The following is a 14,532-nucleotide window of genomic DNA, read 5'->3' on the forward strand; positions in this document are numbered from 1 at the left end:
GGACGACCACGGACGACCACAGGAGGAATCGTGCACCATCCCGTAGCGATCATCGGCGCCGGACTCGGCGGCCTCACCCTCGCCCGCGTACTGCGGGTGCACGGCGTCGAGGCCGCCGTCTTCGACCTGGACGCCTCCCCCGCCGCCCGCACCCAGGGCGGCATGCTCGACATCCACGCGGACTCCGGCCAGGAGGCGCTGCGCGCCGCCGGACTGCACGAGGAGTTCCGGGCGCTGATCCTTCCCGGCGGCCAGGCGACCCGGGTCCTCGACAAGGACGCGGTGGTCCGCTTCGAGGCGGCCGACGACGGGGCGGGCGAGCGCCCCGAGGTCGACCGGGGCGCCCTGCGCGACCTGTTGCTGGGCTCGCTGCCCGGCGGCACGGTCCGCTGGGGCGCGAAGGTCACCGGTGCGCGGGCACTGGGCGACGGGCGGCACGAGGTGACCCTGGAAGACGGCTCGGCCTTCACCACGGACCTGCTGGTCGGCGCCGACGGAGCCTGGTCACGGATCCGGCCGCTGCTCTCCGACGCCCGCCCCGCGTACACGGGTGTGTCGTTCGTCGAGACGGACCTGCTGAAGGCGGACGAACGCCATCCGGTGAGCGCCGGGGTGGTCGGCGGCGGATTCCTGTTGGCGCTCGGCGCAGGCAAGGGCTTCCTCGCCCACCACGAACCCGACGGCAGCCTGCACGTCTACACCGCCCTGCGGGTCGCCGAGGACTGGGCGGACGGCGTCGACTTCAACGACGTGGAGGCGGCCACGGGATACGTCCTGGAGCACTTCGCGGACTGGGACAAGAGCCTGCGGGCGCTGGTCGCCGACGCCGACGGGCCGCTGGTGCCGCGCCTGATCCACGCGCTGCCGGTCGGTCACCGCTGGGACCGCGTCCCCGGCGTCACCCTGCTCGGCGACGCCGCCCACCTGATGTCGCCGTTCGCGGGCGAGGGCGCCAACCTCGCGATGCTGGACGGCGCCGAACTGGGCCTCGCCCTGGCCGCGCTTCCGGGTGAGCGCGAGGCGGCGCTGGCCGCCTACGAGGAGAAGCTGTTCCCGCGCAGCGCGGCGGCCGCGGCCGCGTCCGCGCAGAGCAGCGTGGCCCTGTTCGCCGAGGACGCGCCGCAGGCCGTCGTCGACCTCTTCACGGCGCGGCCCTGACCGGCGTCCGACCCGTCACGCCGCTCGTCGCTCCGCTCGTCACCCGGTCGACGAGTTCGCTCCAGCCGGCCTCCAACCGCGCCGACGGCATGCCGCACTGCCGGGTGAGGTGGTGGACGAGGACCGGGTTGAGATAACCCAGCAGCGTGTGTGCCAGCAGTTCGGCGTCCGCGTCGGGCAGGGCCTGGCGCAGCAGCAGCGCCACATGGCTGTGATGCACGCGGCGCGGGGGCACGGAGTACCGGCGGTCCGGTCCGGGCTCGGCCGCCAGTTGCAGGTCCAGTTCGTCGGCGGAGCGCCTCAGCATGGCGACGCCGAACGCCCTCAGTCGCTCCACGGGCCCGGCGCCCGGCCCCAGGGGCGCGGGGCCGCTCAGGAACGCGGCCTGGAAATTCCTCTCCGAGTGGTCCAGGAGCGCGGTCAGCAGTCCGGTGCGGTCGCCGAAGCGGCGGAACACCGTGCCCTTGCCCACGTTCGCCGCGGTCGCGACCGCCTCCATGGTGACCCCGGCCGCGCCGTGCTCGGCGATCAGGCGGGCGGCCGCGTCCAGCAGCCTGGCCCGGTTACGGGCCGCGTCGGCACGCAGGCACGGCTCGTCGCCGGCCGGCCCCAGTTGCAGCAGGTCGGACCCGGTCGCGCTCTCCTCGGGCTCCGGCAAGGGAGGCAGAACTACGGACATGAACTCAGCGTAAAGCATCGGGAATGAAACTGGACCGTGGTCCGGTTAGGGTGCTAGAACATTAAACGGACCTCGGTCCGGATTTGTAACAGCACTGTTTCAGCCCCTGGGAGTACTCATGTCTGTCCGCATCCTCGCGCTCGTCGGCAGCCTTCGCGCCGGTTCGACCAACCGCCAGCTCGCCGAGGCGGCCGTCAAGCTCGCTCCCGAGGGCGCCGAGGTCGACCTCTTCGAGGGCCTCGCCGAGATCCCGTTCTACAACGAGGACCTCGACGCCGAGGGCAGCGTCCCGGCGGCCGCCGTGAAGCTGCGTGCCGCCGCCCAGGCCTCCGACGCCTTCCTGCTCGTCTCCCCCGAGTACAACGGCACCATCCCGGCCGTGCTGAAGAACGCCATCGACTGGCTGTCCCGCCCGTACGGCGCCGGCGCCTTCGGCGGCAAGCCCGTCGCCGTGGTCGGCACCGCCTTCGGCCAGTTCGGCGGCGTATGGGCCCAGGACGAGGCCCGCAAGGCCGTGGGCATCGCCGGCGGCAAGGTCATCGAGGACCTCAAGCTCTCCGTCCCGGGCTCGCTGACCCGTTTCGCCGAGACCCACCCGGTGGACGACGCCGAGGTCGCCGCCCAGCTGACCGAGGTCGTGGCCCGTCTGCAGGGCCACGCGGGCGAGGTCGCGGCCGCCTGACGGCCCTGACCGACGCCGCGGTGCAACGCCGCACCGGCAACGGCGCGGCAGCACGAGAGCGGTGAAGGGGTCCGGAGCGGTTTCCGGACCCCTTCGGCATGCGGCCCTCGCTCCGGTCGGTCCAGCTCGGCCGGCCGCCCCACGGCGGGCGCCGCGAAACCCCCGGTCCGGTCGGCCGCCTCCCCGGCCACGGCACGAAAACCACCGCGTCGATGGTCCCGGGCCGGCTCCGGCGACGCCGGACCCCGGAGCGCTCTCGACATCATGGGACGCCCTCGGACACACCGGCCGCGCACACCGGCCGGACCGGCTCGGGCGTTTCCGGCGGGTAACCGGATCGGCGAATGTCGTTCAAGCCGCAGACCGCTCCTCGTCGCGTCTGATAGGGCTGGGGAGATGCAGACCCTTTATCGACGACTTCTCGACCTGATGCCCCGTATCGGCGTCCAGGTGACCGACCTCGGGCCGGGGACGGCGGTGGTCTCGCGGCGCGGCGGTTCGTACCGGGGGACCCGCGCCGACAAGGACACCTGGGTGCTGCGGCGGACCAGGGAGGGGGCGCGGTCCGAGGCCGCCGAGGGCAGCGCCGTGCGGCTGGGCGACACCGGCGCGGTGCTCCTCATGGAGGCCGCGGGCGGGAAGGACGAGCGCAGACTCCAGCTGGCGGCCGCCGAGTACCTCTGCACCCAGCACGTGACCGCGATGCTGGAGCTGTACGCCGTGAACTGCGTCTTCGACGTGGGCGCCAACAGCGGCCAGTACGCCAAGCGGCTGCGCGGCCTCGGCTACACCGGCCGGATCGTGTCCTTCGAGCCCACCTCGGAGACGTTCGCCCGGCTGGAGAAGGCCGCCGCGGACGACCCCGACTGGCACGTGTACCAGTGCGGACTGGGCCGCGAGGAGACGACGGCCGAGATCCACATCGGCTGGAAGACGATGAACTCCCTGCTGCCGGCCAGTGACTACGGCAAGGACCGCTACAGCCGGTTCGCCAAGGCCGACACCGAGGAGATCCGCGTCCGCCGGCTGGACGAGGTCATGGCCGAGGCGCTGGACGGCCTCGCCGGCCCACGCCCCTTCCTCAAGATGGACACCCAGGGCTACGACCTCGAGGTGTTCGCCGGCGCCGGGGAACGGATCACCGAGTTCGTGGGGATGCAGTCTGAGGTCGCGGTGCTGAAACTGTACGAGGGCAGCCCCGGGATGGGCGAGGCCGTGGCGGTGTACGAGGCCGCCGGTTTCGGCATCACCGGCATGTACCCGGTGACGCGCGAGGCGACCACGGGCCGGGTGATCGAGTTCGACTGCGTGATGATGCGCGCGGACGCGGCGCCTACACGGTAGAGCCGTCCCCCACGGCCTTCTCCTGCCGCCCGGAGACCCGCAGGCTGGTGAAGGTCGTGACCGCGAGGACGAGCACGATGAAGCCGAGCGAGAAGGGGATGCCGATCTCGGGCACGTGCACCCCGGACTCGTGCAGCGCGTGCAGCAGCAGCTTGACGCCGATGAAGCCGAGGATGATCGACAGGCCGTAGCTGAGGTGGACCAGCTTCTTCAGCAGACCGCCGATGAGGAAGTACAGCTGCCGCAGACCCATGAGCGCGAAGGCGTTGGCGGTGAACACGATGTACGGGTCCTCGGTCAGCCCGTAGATGGCGGGGATCGAGTCGAGCGCGAACAGCACGTCGGTGGAGCCGATCGCGAGCATCACGACGAGCATCGGGGTCATGACCCGCTTGCCGTTCTGCTCGATCCACAGCTTCGTACCGTGATAGCGGTCGGCCACGCCGAAACGCCTCTCCACGGCTTTGAGCAGCTTGTTCTCCTCGTACTCGTCCCCGTGCGCGCCCTTCCCGGCGTCCTGGACCAGCTTCCACGCCGTCCAGATCAGGAAGGCTCCGAACAGGTAGAACACCCAGGAGAACGTCGAGATGATCGCCGCGCCCGCGGCGATGAACAGCGCGCGCAGCACGAGGGCCACCAGCACGCCCACCATCAGCACCCGTTGCTGGTACTGCGAGGGCACCGTGAACTTCCCCATGATCAGCACGAACACGAAGAGGTTGTCCACGCTCAGCGACTTCTCGGTGATGTAACCCGCGAAGAACTCCCCCGTCGGCTCGGCGCCGCCGAAGAGGAGCAGGCCGAGGCCGAACAGACAGGCCAGGACGACCCAGACGACCGTCCAGATCCCGGCCTCCCGCACCGAGACGTCGTGCGGTTTGCGGCCGATGAGGAAGTCGACGGCGACGAGCGCGCACAGCGCGGCGACCGTAGCCGACCAGACGAAGAGCGAGACGTTCACTGATGTTGCTCCTGATACCTGTGGGGGGGGTGAAAATCGTTGTCGGCCGTGACCGGTTCGTTCCACCCCTCACACGTGAACAACAGGTCATCTCCTGGCAAGCTGCCGGGGCGGGGGCGCGGCTGTCACCCGCCGAACGGCGGGCAGGTTCCGCCGTACGGCGGTGCTCGGCCGGGTGGCGGGTGCGCCGATCATGGGCCGCACGAGCCGCCGCGCACCCACGCTCTGCGCTCCGCGTGAGGAGAAGCCCATGACGTCCGTGCCACCGCCCTTCGACCCCGAGCTCGCCGCCGCCCTGGAACTCATCGGGGAGATGATCCAGCCGGGGCTGGCCCCCGAGGACATCGAGGCCGTCCGTCAGGGGCCGGGGATCAGCCTGCTCGCCGAACTCGACCTCACCCTGGACGGGGCCTTCGAGGTCGAGGACCGGACGGTGCCGGGGCCCCAGGACTCCCCCGAGATCTCGCTGCTGATCTGCCGGCCCACGTCACCGGCCCCGGACCGCCCCCGTCCGGTCGTCTACCACGTGCACGGCGGCGGCATGGTCCTCGGCAACAACCGGGTCGGCGTGGACATGGCGCTGGACTGGGCGCGCGAGCTGGACATGGTCGTGGTCTCGGTGGAGTACCGCCTCGCGCCCGAGCACCCGCACCCGGCGCCCGTCGAGGACGTGTACGCCGGTCTGCTGTGGACGGCGGAGCACGCGAAGGAGCTGGGCGCGGACCCCGAGCGGATCGTGATCGCCGGGGCCAGCGCGGGCGGCGGACTGTGCGCCGCGCTCGCCCTGCTGCTGCGCGACCGCGGGGGTCCGCGGCTGCTCGGCCAGTTGCTGGAGTGTCCGATGCTGGACGACCGCAACGACACCTTCTCCTCCCACCAGATGGCGGGCCTCGGCGTCTGGGACCGCACGGCCAACGAGACCGGGTGGACGGCCCTGCTCGGTGAGCGGCGCGGCGGCCCGGACGTCTCCCCGTACGCGGCCCCCGCCCGTGCCGAGGACCTCTCCGGGCTGCCGCCGGCCTTCCTCGACGTGGGCTCCGCCGAGACGTTCCGGGACGAGGTCGTCGCCTACGCCTCCCGGATCTGGCAGGCCGGCGGGGTCGCGGAACTGCACGTCTGGCCGGGCGGTTTCCACGGCTTCGACGGCTTCGCGCCGCAGGCCACCCTGTCGAAGTCGGCCCGGGCGGCCCACCTGGACTGGCTGCGCAGGCTGCTCGCGGAGTAGGGCGCGGCCGGGCCGCCGCACCGGATCGCTCGCAACCGACGTTCGCTGCCGGTTCCCGATCGGAAGCGTTGGCCGCGCCCCTCCTGTTCGGCGCTCGCCTGGCGCATCATGGCCGTATGAAAGAGCTGGCCGGGCGCCTGACCGCGCTGGACCCGGACGCCGGGGCCGCCGTGCGCGTCATCGCCTACTTCGACCGGCTGGCCGAGTCCCGGGCCGGGGTGGAGGCACTGGTGCGCGGGGCCGCGGTGCTCGCCGGGGTGGCCGCGCGGCTCGTCGACGCCGACCGGCGGGTGAGGGTCCGGGTGGAGCCCGACGGCACACGCCGCGACACTGATCTGCCGCCGGACCCGCACTGGCCGTCCGTCGCGCTGACGCCCGACGGCGCTCCGGCGCTGTGGCTGGAGCGCGCCGGTGCGACACCCAGCGTCGTGGACGCCGTGATCCTGGAACGGGCGGCCGGCGCGGCACGCGTCGTGCTCGACCGCACCCGCGGACGGGCGCCGCTCGACGATCCCGCCCTCGTCGAGACGCTCCTCGACGCCACGGCCGCCGAACCGGCCCGGCTGCACGCGGCCCGTCGCCTCGGCCTCGGTCCGGCTCCGGCCCGTGCCCTGGCCACGCCCGGCGGCCGTCCCCGGGTGCTGCCCGCGGACGCCGCGGACGCGGTTCCGGTCGGCCGGGTGGGGATCGGGCCCGCCGTGCCGGTGCCGGATCTGCCCGGCTCCTGGGCCGCGGCCCGCACCGCGCTCCGCTTCACCGCGGACGGCACCGCACAGGACCCCGGCCCCCGGGTCGTGTACGCCGACGAGCTCGGCGGCATCGCCCTGCTGGCCGACCTCGTCGTGCCGGGCGCCGAACCCCCGGCGGACGTCCACGCGGTCGAGGCGGCCGCCGCGGACGCCCCCTGGCTGCTCACCACCCTGCACGCCGTCGCCGCCACCGCGAGTCTGCGGGCGGCGGCGGCCGAGGCGAACGTCCACCACTCCACGCTCCAGGACCGGCTGGTCCACGCCGAGCATCTGCTGGGGTGGCCGGTGCGCACGCCCCAGGGCCGGCTCCGGCTGCACCTCGCGCTGACGATGCGGCGGTTGGCGCGGCCGTAGCGGCACCCCTCGCTGAAGAGGGCCGGGAGCGTTCAACCGATCGGTTGAACGGGGATTGCACCGTACGCGCGTCGTCCGCTCCATCCGGACGACGCGCGCGCACCGCCGGGCGCGGCAGGATCGACCTCGACCGTGGCGCCCGGTCCCGCCCCCCTCACCGTTCGAAAGAGGTCTCCCCGCCATGCCCAGTCTCCCCAGCAGAAGGCGCCTGCTCGCCACCGGCGCCGGTGCCGCCCTCGGTCTGAACGCCCTCGGCGCCACCGCCGCCCCGGCAGCCGCGTCCACGGCGCCGACCGCTCCCCGTCGGGCCTCCGGAGACGAGGAGACCAGGTCGCTCGACGAGCTGTACCGGGCCGCGCTCGCGGAAGGAGGCAAGCTCGTCATCTACGCCGGCGGGGACACCCCGACCCAGCAGGACGGCACCAAGGCCGCCTTCAAGGCCCGCTTCCCGGGCATCGACCTGAAACTGATCGTCGACTACAGCAAGTACCACGACGTGCGGGTCGACAACCAGCTCGCCACCGACACCCTCGTGCCCGACGTCGTCCAGCTCCAGACCCTGCAGGACTTCGACCGCTGGAAGGCCCAGGGCCGTCTGCTGCGCTACGAGCCGGCCGGGTTCTCGAAGCTCTACGACAAGTTCAGGGACCCGCAGGGCGCTTGGGTGGCGGTCAGGGTGATCGGGTTCAGTTTCATGTACGCGACGGACGCGGTGGGCTCGGACGCGCCGCGCACCCCGCTGGACCTGCTCGACCCGAAGTGGAAGGGGAGGATCGCGTCGTCGTTCCCGCACGACGACGACGCCGTGCTGTTCCTGTACTCGCTGTACGTCCAGCACTACGGCTGGGACTGGGCGGCCCGCCTGGCCGCGCAGGACGTCCGGTTCGCACGCGGCAGCAACTCACCGGGCGACGCCGTGCGCACCGGGCAGTACGCGATCGGCGTCGGCGGCGGCGGGGCGCCCCTGTCGACCGGCCCCGTGAAGTGGGTCGTTCCGGACAGCGCTCCGTTCATGGCCTGGGGCCAGCGAGCGGCGATCCTCAAGGCGGCCAAGAACACCACGGCCGCCCGGCTGTACCTCAACTGGCAGTTGTCCACGGCCAACCAGACCTCCCCCAACGGCTGGTCGGTGCGCACCGACATCACTCCCCCGGCCGGTCTGAAGCCGGTCTGGGAGTACCGCAACGCCAACCTCGACGGCTTCCCCCGTTTCATGTCCGACCGCGCCGGGGTGGAGCGGTTGAAGCAGACGTTCGCCCTGTACTTCGGCGAGGTCGAGGGCGACCCGACGCCGGGTGTGCTCGGGCTGCACCCGGGGGCGTGACGGCCGGCGCCCGCGGCCCTCACACGGTCCCTACAGCCGACGGATAGACTCGGTCCCCCTGTTCGAACGGATCATCGTCCAAGGGGTTCCGCCGTGCCCGACCGCGCTCCCGTCCCTTCCTCCACGAGGACCGTCCGCGGGAGCCGGTCGGCGTTGGACCATGTCTCCCATCTGACGTTCTTCCTCGTCGTCGGCACCGGACTGGTCAGGCTCGTGCAGCTCAGGATCGGGCTGTGCTGGGACATCGTGACCGTCAGCCTGCTGCTCGCGGTCGTCTACGCGGGCGGGGTCGCCGCCGGGGACCGGCTCGGACGGTACGGCCGGCCGGTGTGGGTGGGGGCGCTGCTGGCGCTGTGGACCGCCCTCGTGCTCCTCGCCCCCGGGTCGCTCGCCGCCGCCTACGTGTGGTGCGCGGTGCCGCTGGCCTGCGCGGCGCTGCGGGTGCTCGCCCCCCGGGCGGCCGGGGTGGCGGTGGCCGTGCTCAGTCTGGTGCTCGCCGCTCAACTCGAGCGCAGCGCCGGGCGGTTCGACCTGGAGTTCGTGCTGATCCCGGTGGCCGCCGTGTGGGGCACCGTGGCCCTCTACCGCAGTCAGCAGCGTGACGCCGCCGAACGGCTGCGGCTCGTCGAGGAGTTGCGGGGCACCCGGGACGTCCTGGCCCGGCAGCAGCGTCAGGCCGGTGTGCTGGCGGAGCGGGCCCGGATCGCCCGGGACCTGCACGACACCCTGGCCCAGGAGCTCGCCGGCGGCGTCATGCTGCTGCAGACGGTCGAACGTGACTGGGACGCCCGTCCGGACGTGGCCCGCACCCGGGTCCGGGCCGTCGCCGACGGTCTGCACGCCAACCTCGCGGAGACCCGCAGGATCATCCGCGACCTGACGCCGACGGCCGTGGACGAGGCCGGTCTGGAGGGTGCGCTGCGGCTGCTGTGCGCCCGGGCGGAGGCCGAGGGGGCGGCGCCCCGCGTACGGTTCCGCTCGCTGGGCGCGCCCCGCCCCGTTCTGGACGGCCCGGCGGCCGCGACCCTGTTCCGGGTGGCCCAGAGCACCCTGGCCAATGTGCGCGAGCATGCGCGTGCGGTGAACGTCCTGGTCACCCTGAACGGGCACGCCGACCGGGTGGAGCTCGAAGTGCGGGACGACGGCACGGGGTTCGAGGCGGGCAGCGGCGCCCTCGCGCCGGGTCCCGGCCGCGGACTCGGGCTTCCCGCGACCCGGGCGCGGCTGCGCGAGTGCGGTGGCGAGCTGGAGGTCGGCAGCGCGCCCGGGCGGGGAACGTCCGTGCGCGCCACGGTGCCCGCGAGGTCCGAGGCCGGGCCGGCCGGATTGCCGAGGCCGGTGGCCGTCCGGTGACCGGTGCTCCGTTGCGTCTGCTGCTCGCGGACGACCACGCCGTCGTACGGGCCGGGCTGCGCGCACTGCTGGAGGGTGAGCCGGACCTGGCCGTGGTCGGTGAGGCGGGCAGCGGGGAGGAGGCCGTCCGGCTGGCGGCGGCGCTCGTCCCGGACGTGGTGCTGATGGACCTGCGGTTCGCCGGTGACGGCGCCGGGATGGACGGCGTCGCGGCCGTGCGCCGGCTCGCCGTCGCGGCGCCCGGCGTCGCCGTGGTGATGCTGACGAGCTACTCGGGCCGGGTCGACGTCGTGCGGGCGCTTCAGGCGGGGGCGCGGGGCTACGTTCTGAAGGCGGGGCCGCCCCAGGAACTGTTCACGGCCGTGCGCGGCGCGGCCGCCGGAGCGCTCGGGCTGGCCTCCGCGCTGGTGGGCGACCTGGTCGCCCGAGTACCGCATCCGGAGCGCGAGTTGAGCGGGCGCGAGGTCGAGGTGGTGCGGCTGCTCGCCGACGGGCTGAGCAACCGGGCGATCGCCGAGGCCCTGTTCCTGAGCGAGGCGACCGTCAAGACGCACCTCGTGCGGGTCTACCGCAAGCTGGGTGCGGACAACCGGGCGGCCGCGGTGTCGGAGGCCGTGCGCCGGGGGCTGCTGGATCTCGCGTGAGACGTCCGGGCTGGGCCCCGGCGCGCCGGGGCCCAGCCCGCCGGGTCAGACCTTGGCCTGTTCGGGCGCGACGGCCTGGTCGGTCGCGTCCTCGCCGGCCGCCGCGGTGCGGGCGGCGGGGATGACGGCGGCGATGGCCGCGGAGACCAGGGCGAGTCCGCCGCCGACCAGGAGCGCGGTGCGGAAGCCGTCCTCGGAGGCGAGGGTGTGGCCGCCCAGGGTGGTGGTCATCTGGGAGAGGATCACGCCGATGACGGCGGAGCCGATCGAGGTGCCGAGCGAGCGCATGAGGGTGTTGAAGCCGTTGGCGGCGGCGGTCTCCGTGATCGGGACCGAGCTCATGATCAGGGCGGGCATCGCGCCGTAGGCGAGGCCCACACCGCTGCTGGTGATGATCGTGACCACCATGACCCCCCAGGCGGAGCCGATCAGGCCCATGGAGGCGAAGTAGCCGGCGGCCAGCACCAGGGTGCCGCAGACCAGCGTGAACTTGGGGCCGCGGGCGTTGGTGAGCTTTCCGCCGAGCGGGGAGACCAGCATCATCGTCAGGCCGCCGGGCGCGATCCACAGGCCGGCCGCGAGCATCGACTGGCCGAGACCGTATCCGGTGGCCTGGGGGAACTGGAGCAGCTGCGGCATGACCAGCATGCTCGCGTACATGCCGAAGCCGACGAAGATCGAGGCGACGTTGGTCAGGAGCACCCGGGGGCGGGCCGTGGTGCGCAGGTCGACGAGCGGGTCGGTGGTGCGCACCTCCCACACTCCCCAGCCGACCAGCGCCACGGCGGCGACGGCGAACAGGCCGAGTGTGGTGGCGGAGGCCCAGCCCCAGTCGGCGCCCTTGGAGACCGCGAGCAGCAGCGAGACCAGGCCGACGCCGAGACCGAGCGCGCCGGGCAGGTCGAAGCGCTGGCCCTTGGCGCCGGCGGGCACGTCCGGGACCAGCAGGTAGATCAGGACGGCGACGACGGCGGCCAGGGCGGCCGAGCCCCAGAACAGCACGCGCCAGTTCGCGTACTGGGCGACCGCGGCGGCCAGCGGCAGGCCGATGGCGCCGCCGATGCCCATGGAGGCGCTGACCAGTGCGATGGAACCGCTGAGCTTCTCGGCCGGTACGACGTCCCGCAGCAGTGCGATGCCGAGGGGCACCATGCCCATGCCCATGCCCTGAAGACCGCGCCCCACGATCATCGTCACGACGTCGGAGGCGAAGGCGCACACCACCGAGCCCACGATCAGCGGCACGGAACAGGCGAGCAGCATCCGGCGCTTGCCGACCAGGTCGCCGAGGCGGCCGACGACCGGCACGCACACGGCGGCCACCAGCAGGGTGACCGTGATCACCCAGGCCGCGTTCGAGGACGAGGTGTCCAGGATCTGCGGCAGCTCGGCGATGAGGGGCGTGACCAGCGTCTGCATGATCGCCGCGGTGGTGCCGGCGAAGGCCAGCGTGGCGATCACGGCGCCCGGGCGGGCCGTGGGTGGGAGAGCGGGGGCGCCCATGGGACTCCTCGACTTGGGAGGTGCGGTGAAGGATCCGCGCACGGCGTCTGCGCGAAGGATCGAGCTGAAGGATGTGCATCGTACATGTCGTATGTATCGAGCATATGTTGTGGGTCGTGCACAGCGGTGTGCCAGGATGGTGCGGGCGCACGGAAGCAGGAGGTCGGGCACATGGAGACGCCGACGCACGACGTCGAGTACGAGCAGATGCTGCTCAGCCGCCACACATTCCTCAACCAGCGGGGCGGCCGTCGCAACAACAGCCTCATGGAGCGCAGCGCCTACATCCTGCTGAGCCGGATCCGGGTCCAGGGGCCCATGTCGATCGGTGAGCTCAGCGATGCCTTCGGCCTGGACGCCTCCACCCTGAACCGGCAGACCGCGGCGGCGATGCGGGCGGGTCTCATCGAGCGGATCCCCGACCCGGAGGGCGGGATGGCCCGCAAATTCCGGCTCACCGACGAGGGCACGCGCCTGCTGGACTCCGAGCGCGAGGGGATCGTGGAGGTCCTGGACCAGGTGATGACCGACTGGCCGGACGAGGACGTCGCCGCCTTCGCGGAGTATCTACGGCGCTTCAACTACGGCATCGAGGCGATCGGCGGCCGTCCCTGGCCGCGCCCGTGACGGCGTAGGACGGCCGGCCCGCCGTTCACGCGGGACCAAAGCACACGGTGGGGGCCGCGGTCAGCCGCGGGTCGGCGCGTCGAGAACGGCGCCGGTCACCGCGGGAGCCGCGCCCGTCGGCAGCGCACGCCCGCCGACGCCCCCGCCGAAAGTCAGTCCTCGCCCCTGACGATGTTCCAGTCGGCACCCTGGCGCAGCTGTACGGCCTCGCCGTCGACCGTCGCCCGCACACAGGTACGGATACCGTGACCGCGCAGTCGGCGGGACCGTGCCCACCCCGTCTCGGGCCGCTGGATGCTGTTCGTTCGTCTGACGTCCGTGGTCACGGCTCTTCACTTCTTTCCTGCTCCGGCCCGCCGGGGGCCGGTCCGGTCCTGCGCTCCCGTTTTCCGGTCGCGGGTCACCGAGTCTCCCGCGCACGCCACGGGAAACGCGGGCGCCCGCGGCCGCTTCCCCGTCGGGCCCCGCTCCGGGACGCCGGCTCATGCGGCCGCGCCCAGCGCCTCCCGACCCGGCACGTCGTCCGGCTTCACCAGCGGCAGGATCACCGGTGCCGGGACGCGGCGCCCGCGCACCGCGAGGCCGGTACCGATCGCGCCCGCGACGACCAGCCCGCCGACCACCAGGGCCCCGCGGGCGCCGGCCCACTCCATGAGGAGCCCCAGGGCGGGCGGCCCGCCGAGGCCCCACACCGTGGCGATGCTGCTCCACACGCCGAGCACACGCCCACGCAGGTGGGCGGGCGGGTCGGTCTGCAGGACGGCCGTGCCGGCGGTGTCGGAGACGGACTCCACCAGGGCCATGGGCAGAACGAGCACGAGCAGCACGGTCAGTGACGGAGACAGCCCCGCAGCCACCTGCAGCAGCGCGCCCGCGGCCGCCAGGACGCCCACGAGGCGGACCGAGGGCCGGCGCAGCCGGGCGCCGAGGACCGCGCCCAGGATGCCGCCCACGGCCAGCACGGTCGAAACCGTGCCGAACGCCCCCGCGCCGGCCGCGAGCGGCCCCGTGACGAGCACGGCGAGCGTGAGCCCGTAGTTGCGCCCGAACACGGCGCTGAGGCCGGTGACCCCGGCGAGCGCGACCAGCCGGGGCCTGCGGGCGAAGTAGGCCAGCCCCTCGCGCACGGTCATGTCGTCGCGTCGGCCGGGCTCCCGGGCGGCCGCCTCCGGGTGCTGCGCGGCCGCGCCGGGCGCGGGCCGCAGGAACGGGATGACCGAGGCGACGAAGACGAACGACAGACCGTTCGCGGCGTACGCGGCCGCCGTGCCGAGGAAGCCCACCGTCACACCGGCGAGCGCCGTACCGACCAGTCGGCCCGCGTTGTGGACGAGCGCGCCCACGCCGATGGCGGAGGGGACGTCCTCCCGCGGCACGAGATCGTTGCCCAGCAGGGCGCACGCCGGAGCGTCGACCGTGGCGATCGTGCCGGTCACGGCGGCCAGCACCAGCAGGGTCGTCATGTCGAGCCGGTCCAGGGCCACCAGGACGGCGGTGGCGAAGCCGACCGCGCCCAGCAGGGCCTGACTCGCGGCCGCCGTCACCTTGCGCGGCCAGCGGTCCACGGCCGCCCCGCCCAGCAGGCTCATGAAAAGGGCGGGAGCCGCCTGGACGGACATGGACAGCCCGGTCGCGGCCGCTGAGCCGGTGATCTGCAGGACCAGCAGGTTCTGCACCGTGAGCTGCATCCAGGTGCCGGCGTTGGAGACGAGGTTGGCGACGGACCACCAGCGCATGCTGCGGTGCCGCAGGGCCCGCCACGGCGAGCGCGAGGCCTTACCGGACGGAACGGGGGCGAGGCCGCGGGCAGCGGAAGCGGCGCCCGGGACGGGAGGGGACATAGACACAGTGCGATACCCGAAAGGCGAGGTGGGAGGTCAGACGGACCGGCGAAACCGAGGAACGCCGGCTGCGCTGCGCGGCCACTCC

At 73.3% G+C, this 14,532-nt stretch carries 14 protein-coding genes; 9 read left to right on the forward strand and 5 right to left on the reverse strand.

Annotated features, from left to right (window positions below; genetic code table 11):
* Positions 1-30 precede the first annotated feature (30 nt).
* Complete coding sequence (locus tag ACIPFH_RS14655) at positions 31-1,158, forward strand: FAD-dependent oxidoreductase (RefSeq protein WP_401826333.1); 1,128 nt, start codon at positions 31-33, stop codon at positions 1,156-1,158.
* On the opposite strand, the gene ACIPFH_RS14660 is transcribed toward ACIPFH_RS14655, so the two are convergent.
* On the reverse strand, positions 1,142-1,855 hold the full coding sequence (locus ACIPFH_RS14660) for a TetR/AcrR family transcriptional regulator (protein ID WP_401826334.1): 714 nt from the start codon (positions 1,853-1,855) through the stop codon (positions 1,142-1,144). The two genes, ACIPFH_RS14655 and ACIPFH_RS14660, sit on opposite strands and share 17 nt — an antisense overlap.
* Before the next feature lie 100 nt (positions 1,856-1,955).
* Between ACIPFH_RS14660 and ACIPFH_RS14665 the strand changes: the two genes are divergently transcribed.
* Entirely contained in the window at positions 1,956-2,519 is a 564-nt protein-coding gene (locus ACIPFH_RS14665; protein WP_356263937.1) for an NAD(P)H-dependent oxidoreductase, read from the forward strand.
* Between the two features lie 396 nt (positions 2,520-2,915).
* Positions 2,916-3,863, forward strand: a complete 948-nt coding sequence (locus ACIPFH_RS14670; protein ID WP_401826335.1) for an FkbM family methyltransferase — start codon at positions 2,916-2,918, stop codon at positions 3,861-3,863.
* Here the strand turns inward: ACIPFH_RS14670 and ACIPFH_RS14675 are convergent.
* Positions 3,853-4,824 carry a TerC family protein gene (locus ACIPFH_RS14675; protein WP_401826337.1) on the reverse strand — a complete coding sequence of 324 codons (972 nt, stop codon included), beginning with the start codon at positions 4,822-4,824 and terminating at the stop codon, positions 3,853-3,855. The genes ACIPFH_RS14670 and ACIPFH_RS14675 overlap by 11 nt on opposite strands.
* Before the next feature lie 250 nt (positions 4,825-5,074).
* On the opposite strand from ACIPFH_RS14675, the gene ACIPFH_RS14680 reads away from it, so the two are divergent.
* The 5 genes from ACIPFH_RS14680 (at position 5,075) to ACIPFH_RS14700 (ending at position 10,473) form a co-directional block, all read left to right on the forward strand.
* The gene (locus ACIPFH_RS14680; protein ID WP_401826340.1) at positions 5,075-6,049 is read left to right on the forward strand and encodes an alpha/beta hydrolase; all 975 of its coding nucleotides are present in this window, start codon (positions 5,075-5,077) and stop codon (positions 6,047-6,049) included.
* A 116-nt stretch (positions 6,050-6,165) separates the two neighbouring features.
* A complete protein-coding gene (locus ACIPFH_RS14685; protein ID WP_401826343.1) occupies positions 6,166-7,152 on the forward strand; it encodes a helix-turn-helix domain-containing protein in 987 nt (328 codons plus the stop codon).
* A 181-nt stretch (positions 7,153-7,333) separates the two neighbouring features.
* Positions 7,334-8,476 (forward strand): ABC transporter substrate-binding protein, encoded by a 1,143-nt coding sequence (locus ACIPFH_RS14690; RefSeq protein ID WP_401826344.1) that lies wholly within the window; start codon positions 7,334-7,336, stop codon positions 8,474-8,476.
* 153 nt (positions 8,477-8,629) lie between these two features.
* Complete coding sequence (locus tag ACIPFH_RS14695; protein ID WP_401826346.1) at positions 8,630-9,829, forward strand: sensor histidine kinase; 1,200 nt, start codon at positions 8,630-8,632, stop codon at positions 9,827-9,829.
* Positions 9,826-10,473: a response regulator transcription factor gene (locus ACIPFH_RS14700; protein ID WP_401826348.1), complete on the forward strand. Its 648-nt coding sequence runs from the start codon at positions 9,826-9,828 to the stop codon at positions 10,471-10,473. Before ACIPFH_RS14695 ends, ACIPFH_RS14700 begins: the two co-directional genes overlap by 4 nt.
* A gap of 45 nt (positions 10,474-10,518) precedes the next feature.
* On the opposite strand, the gene ACIPFH_RS14705 is transcribed toward ACIPFH_RS14700, so the two are convergent.
* The gene (locus ACIPFH_RS14705; RefSeq protein ID WP_401826351.1) at positions 10,519-11,976 is read right to left on the reverse strand and encodes an MFS transporter; all 1,458 of its coding nucleotides are present in this window, start codon (positions 11,974-11,976) and stop codon (positions 10,519-10,521) included.
* Between the two features lie 171 nt (positions 11,977-12,147).
* Between ACIPFH_RS14705 and ACIPFH_RS14710 the strand changes: the two genes are divergently transcribed.
* Positions 12,148-12,603, forward strand: a complete 456-nt coding sequence (locus ACIPFH_RS14710; RefSeq protein WP_356260493.1) for a MarR family transcriptional regulator — start codon at positions 12,148-12,150, stop codon at positions 12,601-12,603.
* A 152-nt stretch (positions 12,604-12,755) separates the two neighbouring features.
* Here ACIPFH_RS14710 and ACIPFH_RS14715 read toward each other — a convergent pair whose 3' ends face one another.
* On the reverse strand, positions 12,756-12,929 hold the full coding sequence (locus ACIPFH_RS14715) for a hypothetical protein (protein ID WP_401826352.1): 174 nt from the start codon (positions 12,927-12,929) through the stop codon (positions 12,756-12,758).
* Positions 12,930-13,085: 156 nt separating this feature from the next.
* Positions 13,086-14,339, reverse strand: a complete 1,254-nt coding sequence (locus ACIPFH_RS14720; RefSeq protein ID WP_401826885.1) for an MFS transporter — start codon at positions 14,337-14,339, stop codon at positions 13,086-13,088.
* Between the last annotated feature and the right edge of the window lie 193 nt (positions 14,340-14,532).

Source organism: Streptomyces sp. NPDC088157 (genome assembly GCF_044741545.1).
GTDB lineage: Bacteria > Actinomycetota > Actinomycetes > Streptomycetales > Streptomycetaceae > Streptomyces.

Excerpts from the sequence above, each read along its gene's own strand:
- ACIPFH_RS14660 (WP_401826334.1), bottom strand. The coding sequence starts at position 1,855 with ATGCTTTACGCTGAGTTCATGTCCGTAGTTCTGCCTCCCTTGCCGGAG.
- ACIPFH_RS14665 (WP_356263937.1), top strand. The coding sequence starts at position 1,956 with ATGTCTGTCCGCATCCTCGCGCTCGTCGGCAGCCTTCGCGCCGGTTCG.
- ACIPFH_RS14670 (WP_401826335.1), top strand. The coding sequence starts at position 2,916 with ATGCAGACCCTTTATCGACGACTTCTCGACCTGATGCCCCGTATCGGC.
- ACIPFH_RS14680 (WP_401826340.1), top strand. The coding sequence starts at position 5,075 with ATGACGTCCGTGCCACCGCCCTTCGACCCCGAGCTCGCCGCCGCCCTG.
- ACIPFH_RS14685 (WP_401826343.1), top strand. The coding sequence starts at position 6,166 with ATGAAAGAGCTGGCCGGGCGCCTGACCGCGCTGGACCCGGACGCCGGG.
- ACIPFH_RS14690 (WP_401826344.1), top strand. The coding sequence starts at position 7,334 with ATGCCCAGTCTCCCCAGCAGAAGGCGCCTGCTCGCCACCGGCGCCGGT.
- ACIPFH_RS14705 (WP_401826351.1), bottom strand. The coding sequence starts at position 11,976 with ATGGGCGCCCCCGCTCTCCCACCCACGGCCCGCCCGGGCGCCGTGATC.
- ACIPFH_RS14710 (WP_356260493.1), top strand. The coding sequence starts at position 12,148 with ATGGAGACGCCGACGCACGACGTCGAGTACGAGCAGATGCTGCTCAGC.
- ACIPFH_RS14720 (WP_401826885.1), bottom strand. The coding sequence starts at position 14,339 with ATGCGCTGGTGGTCCGTCGCCAACCTCGTCTCCAACGCCGGCACCTGG.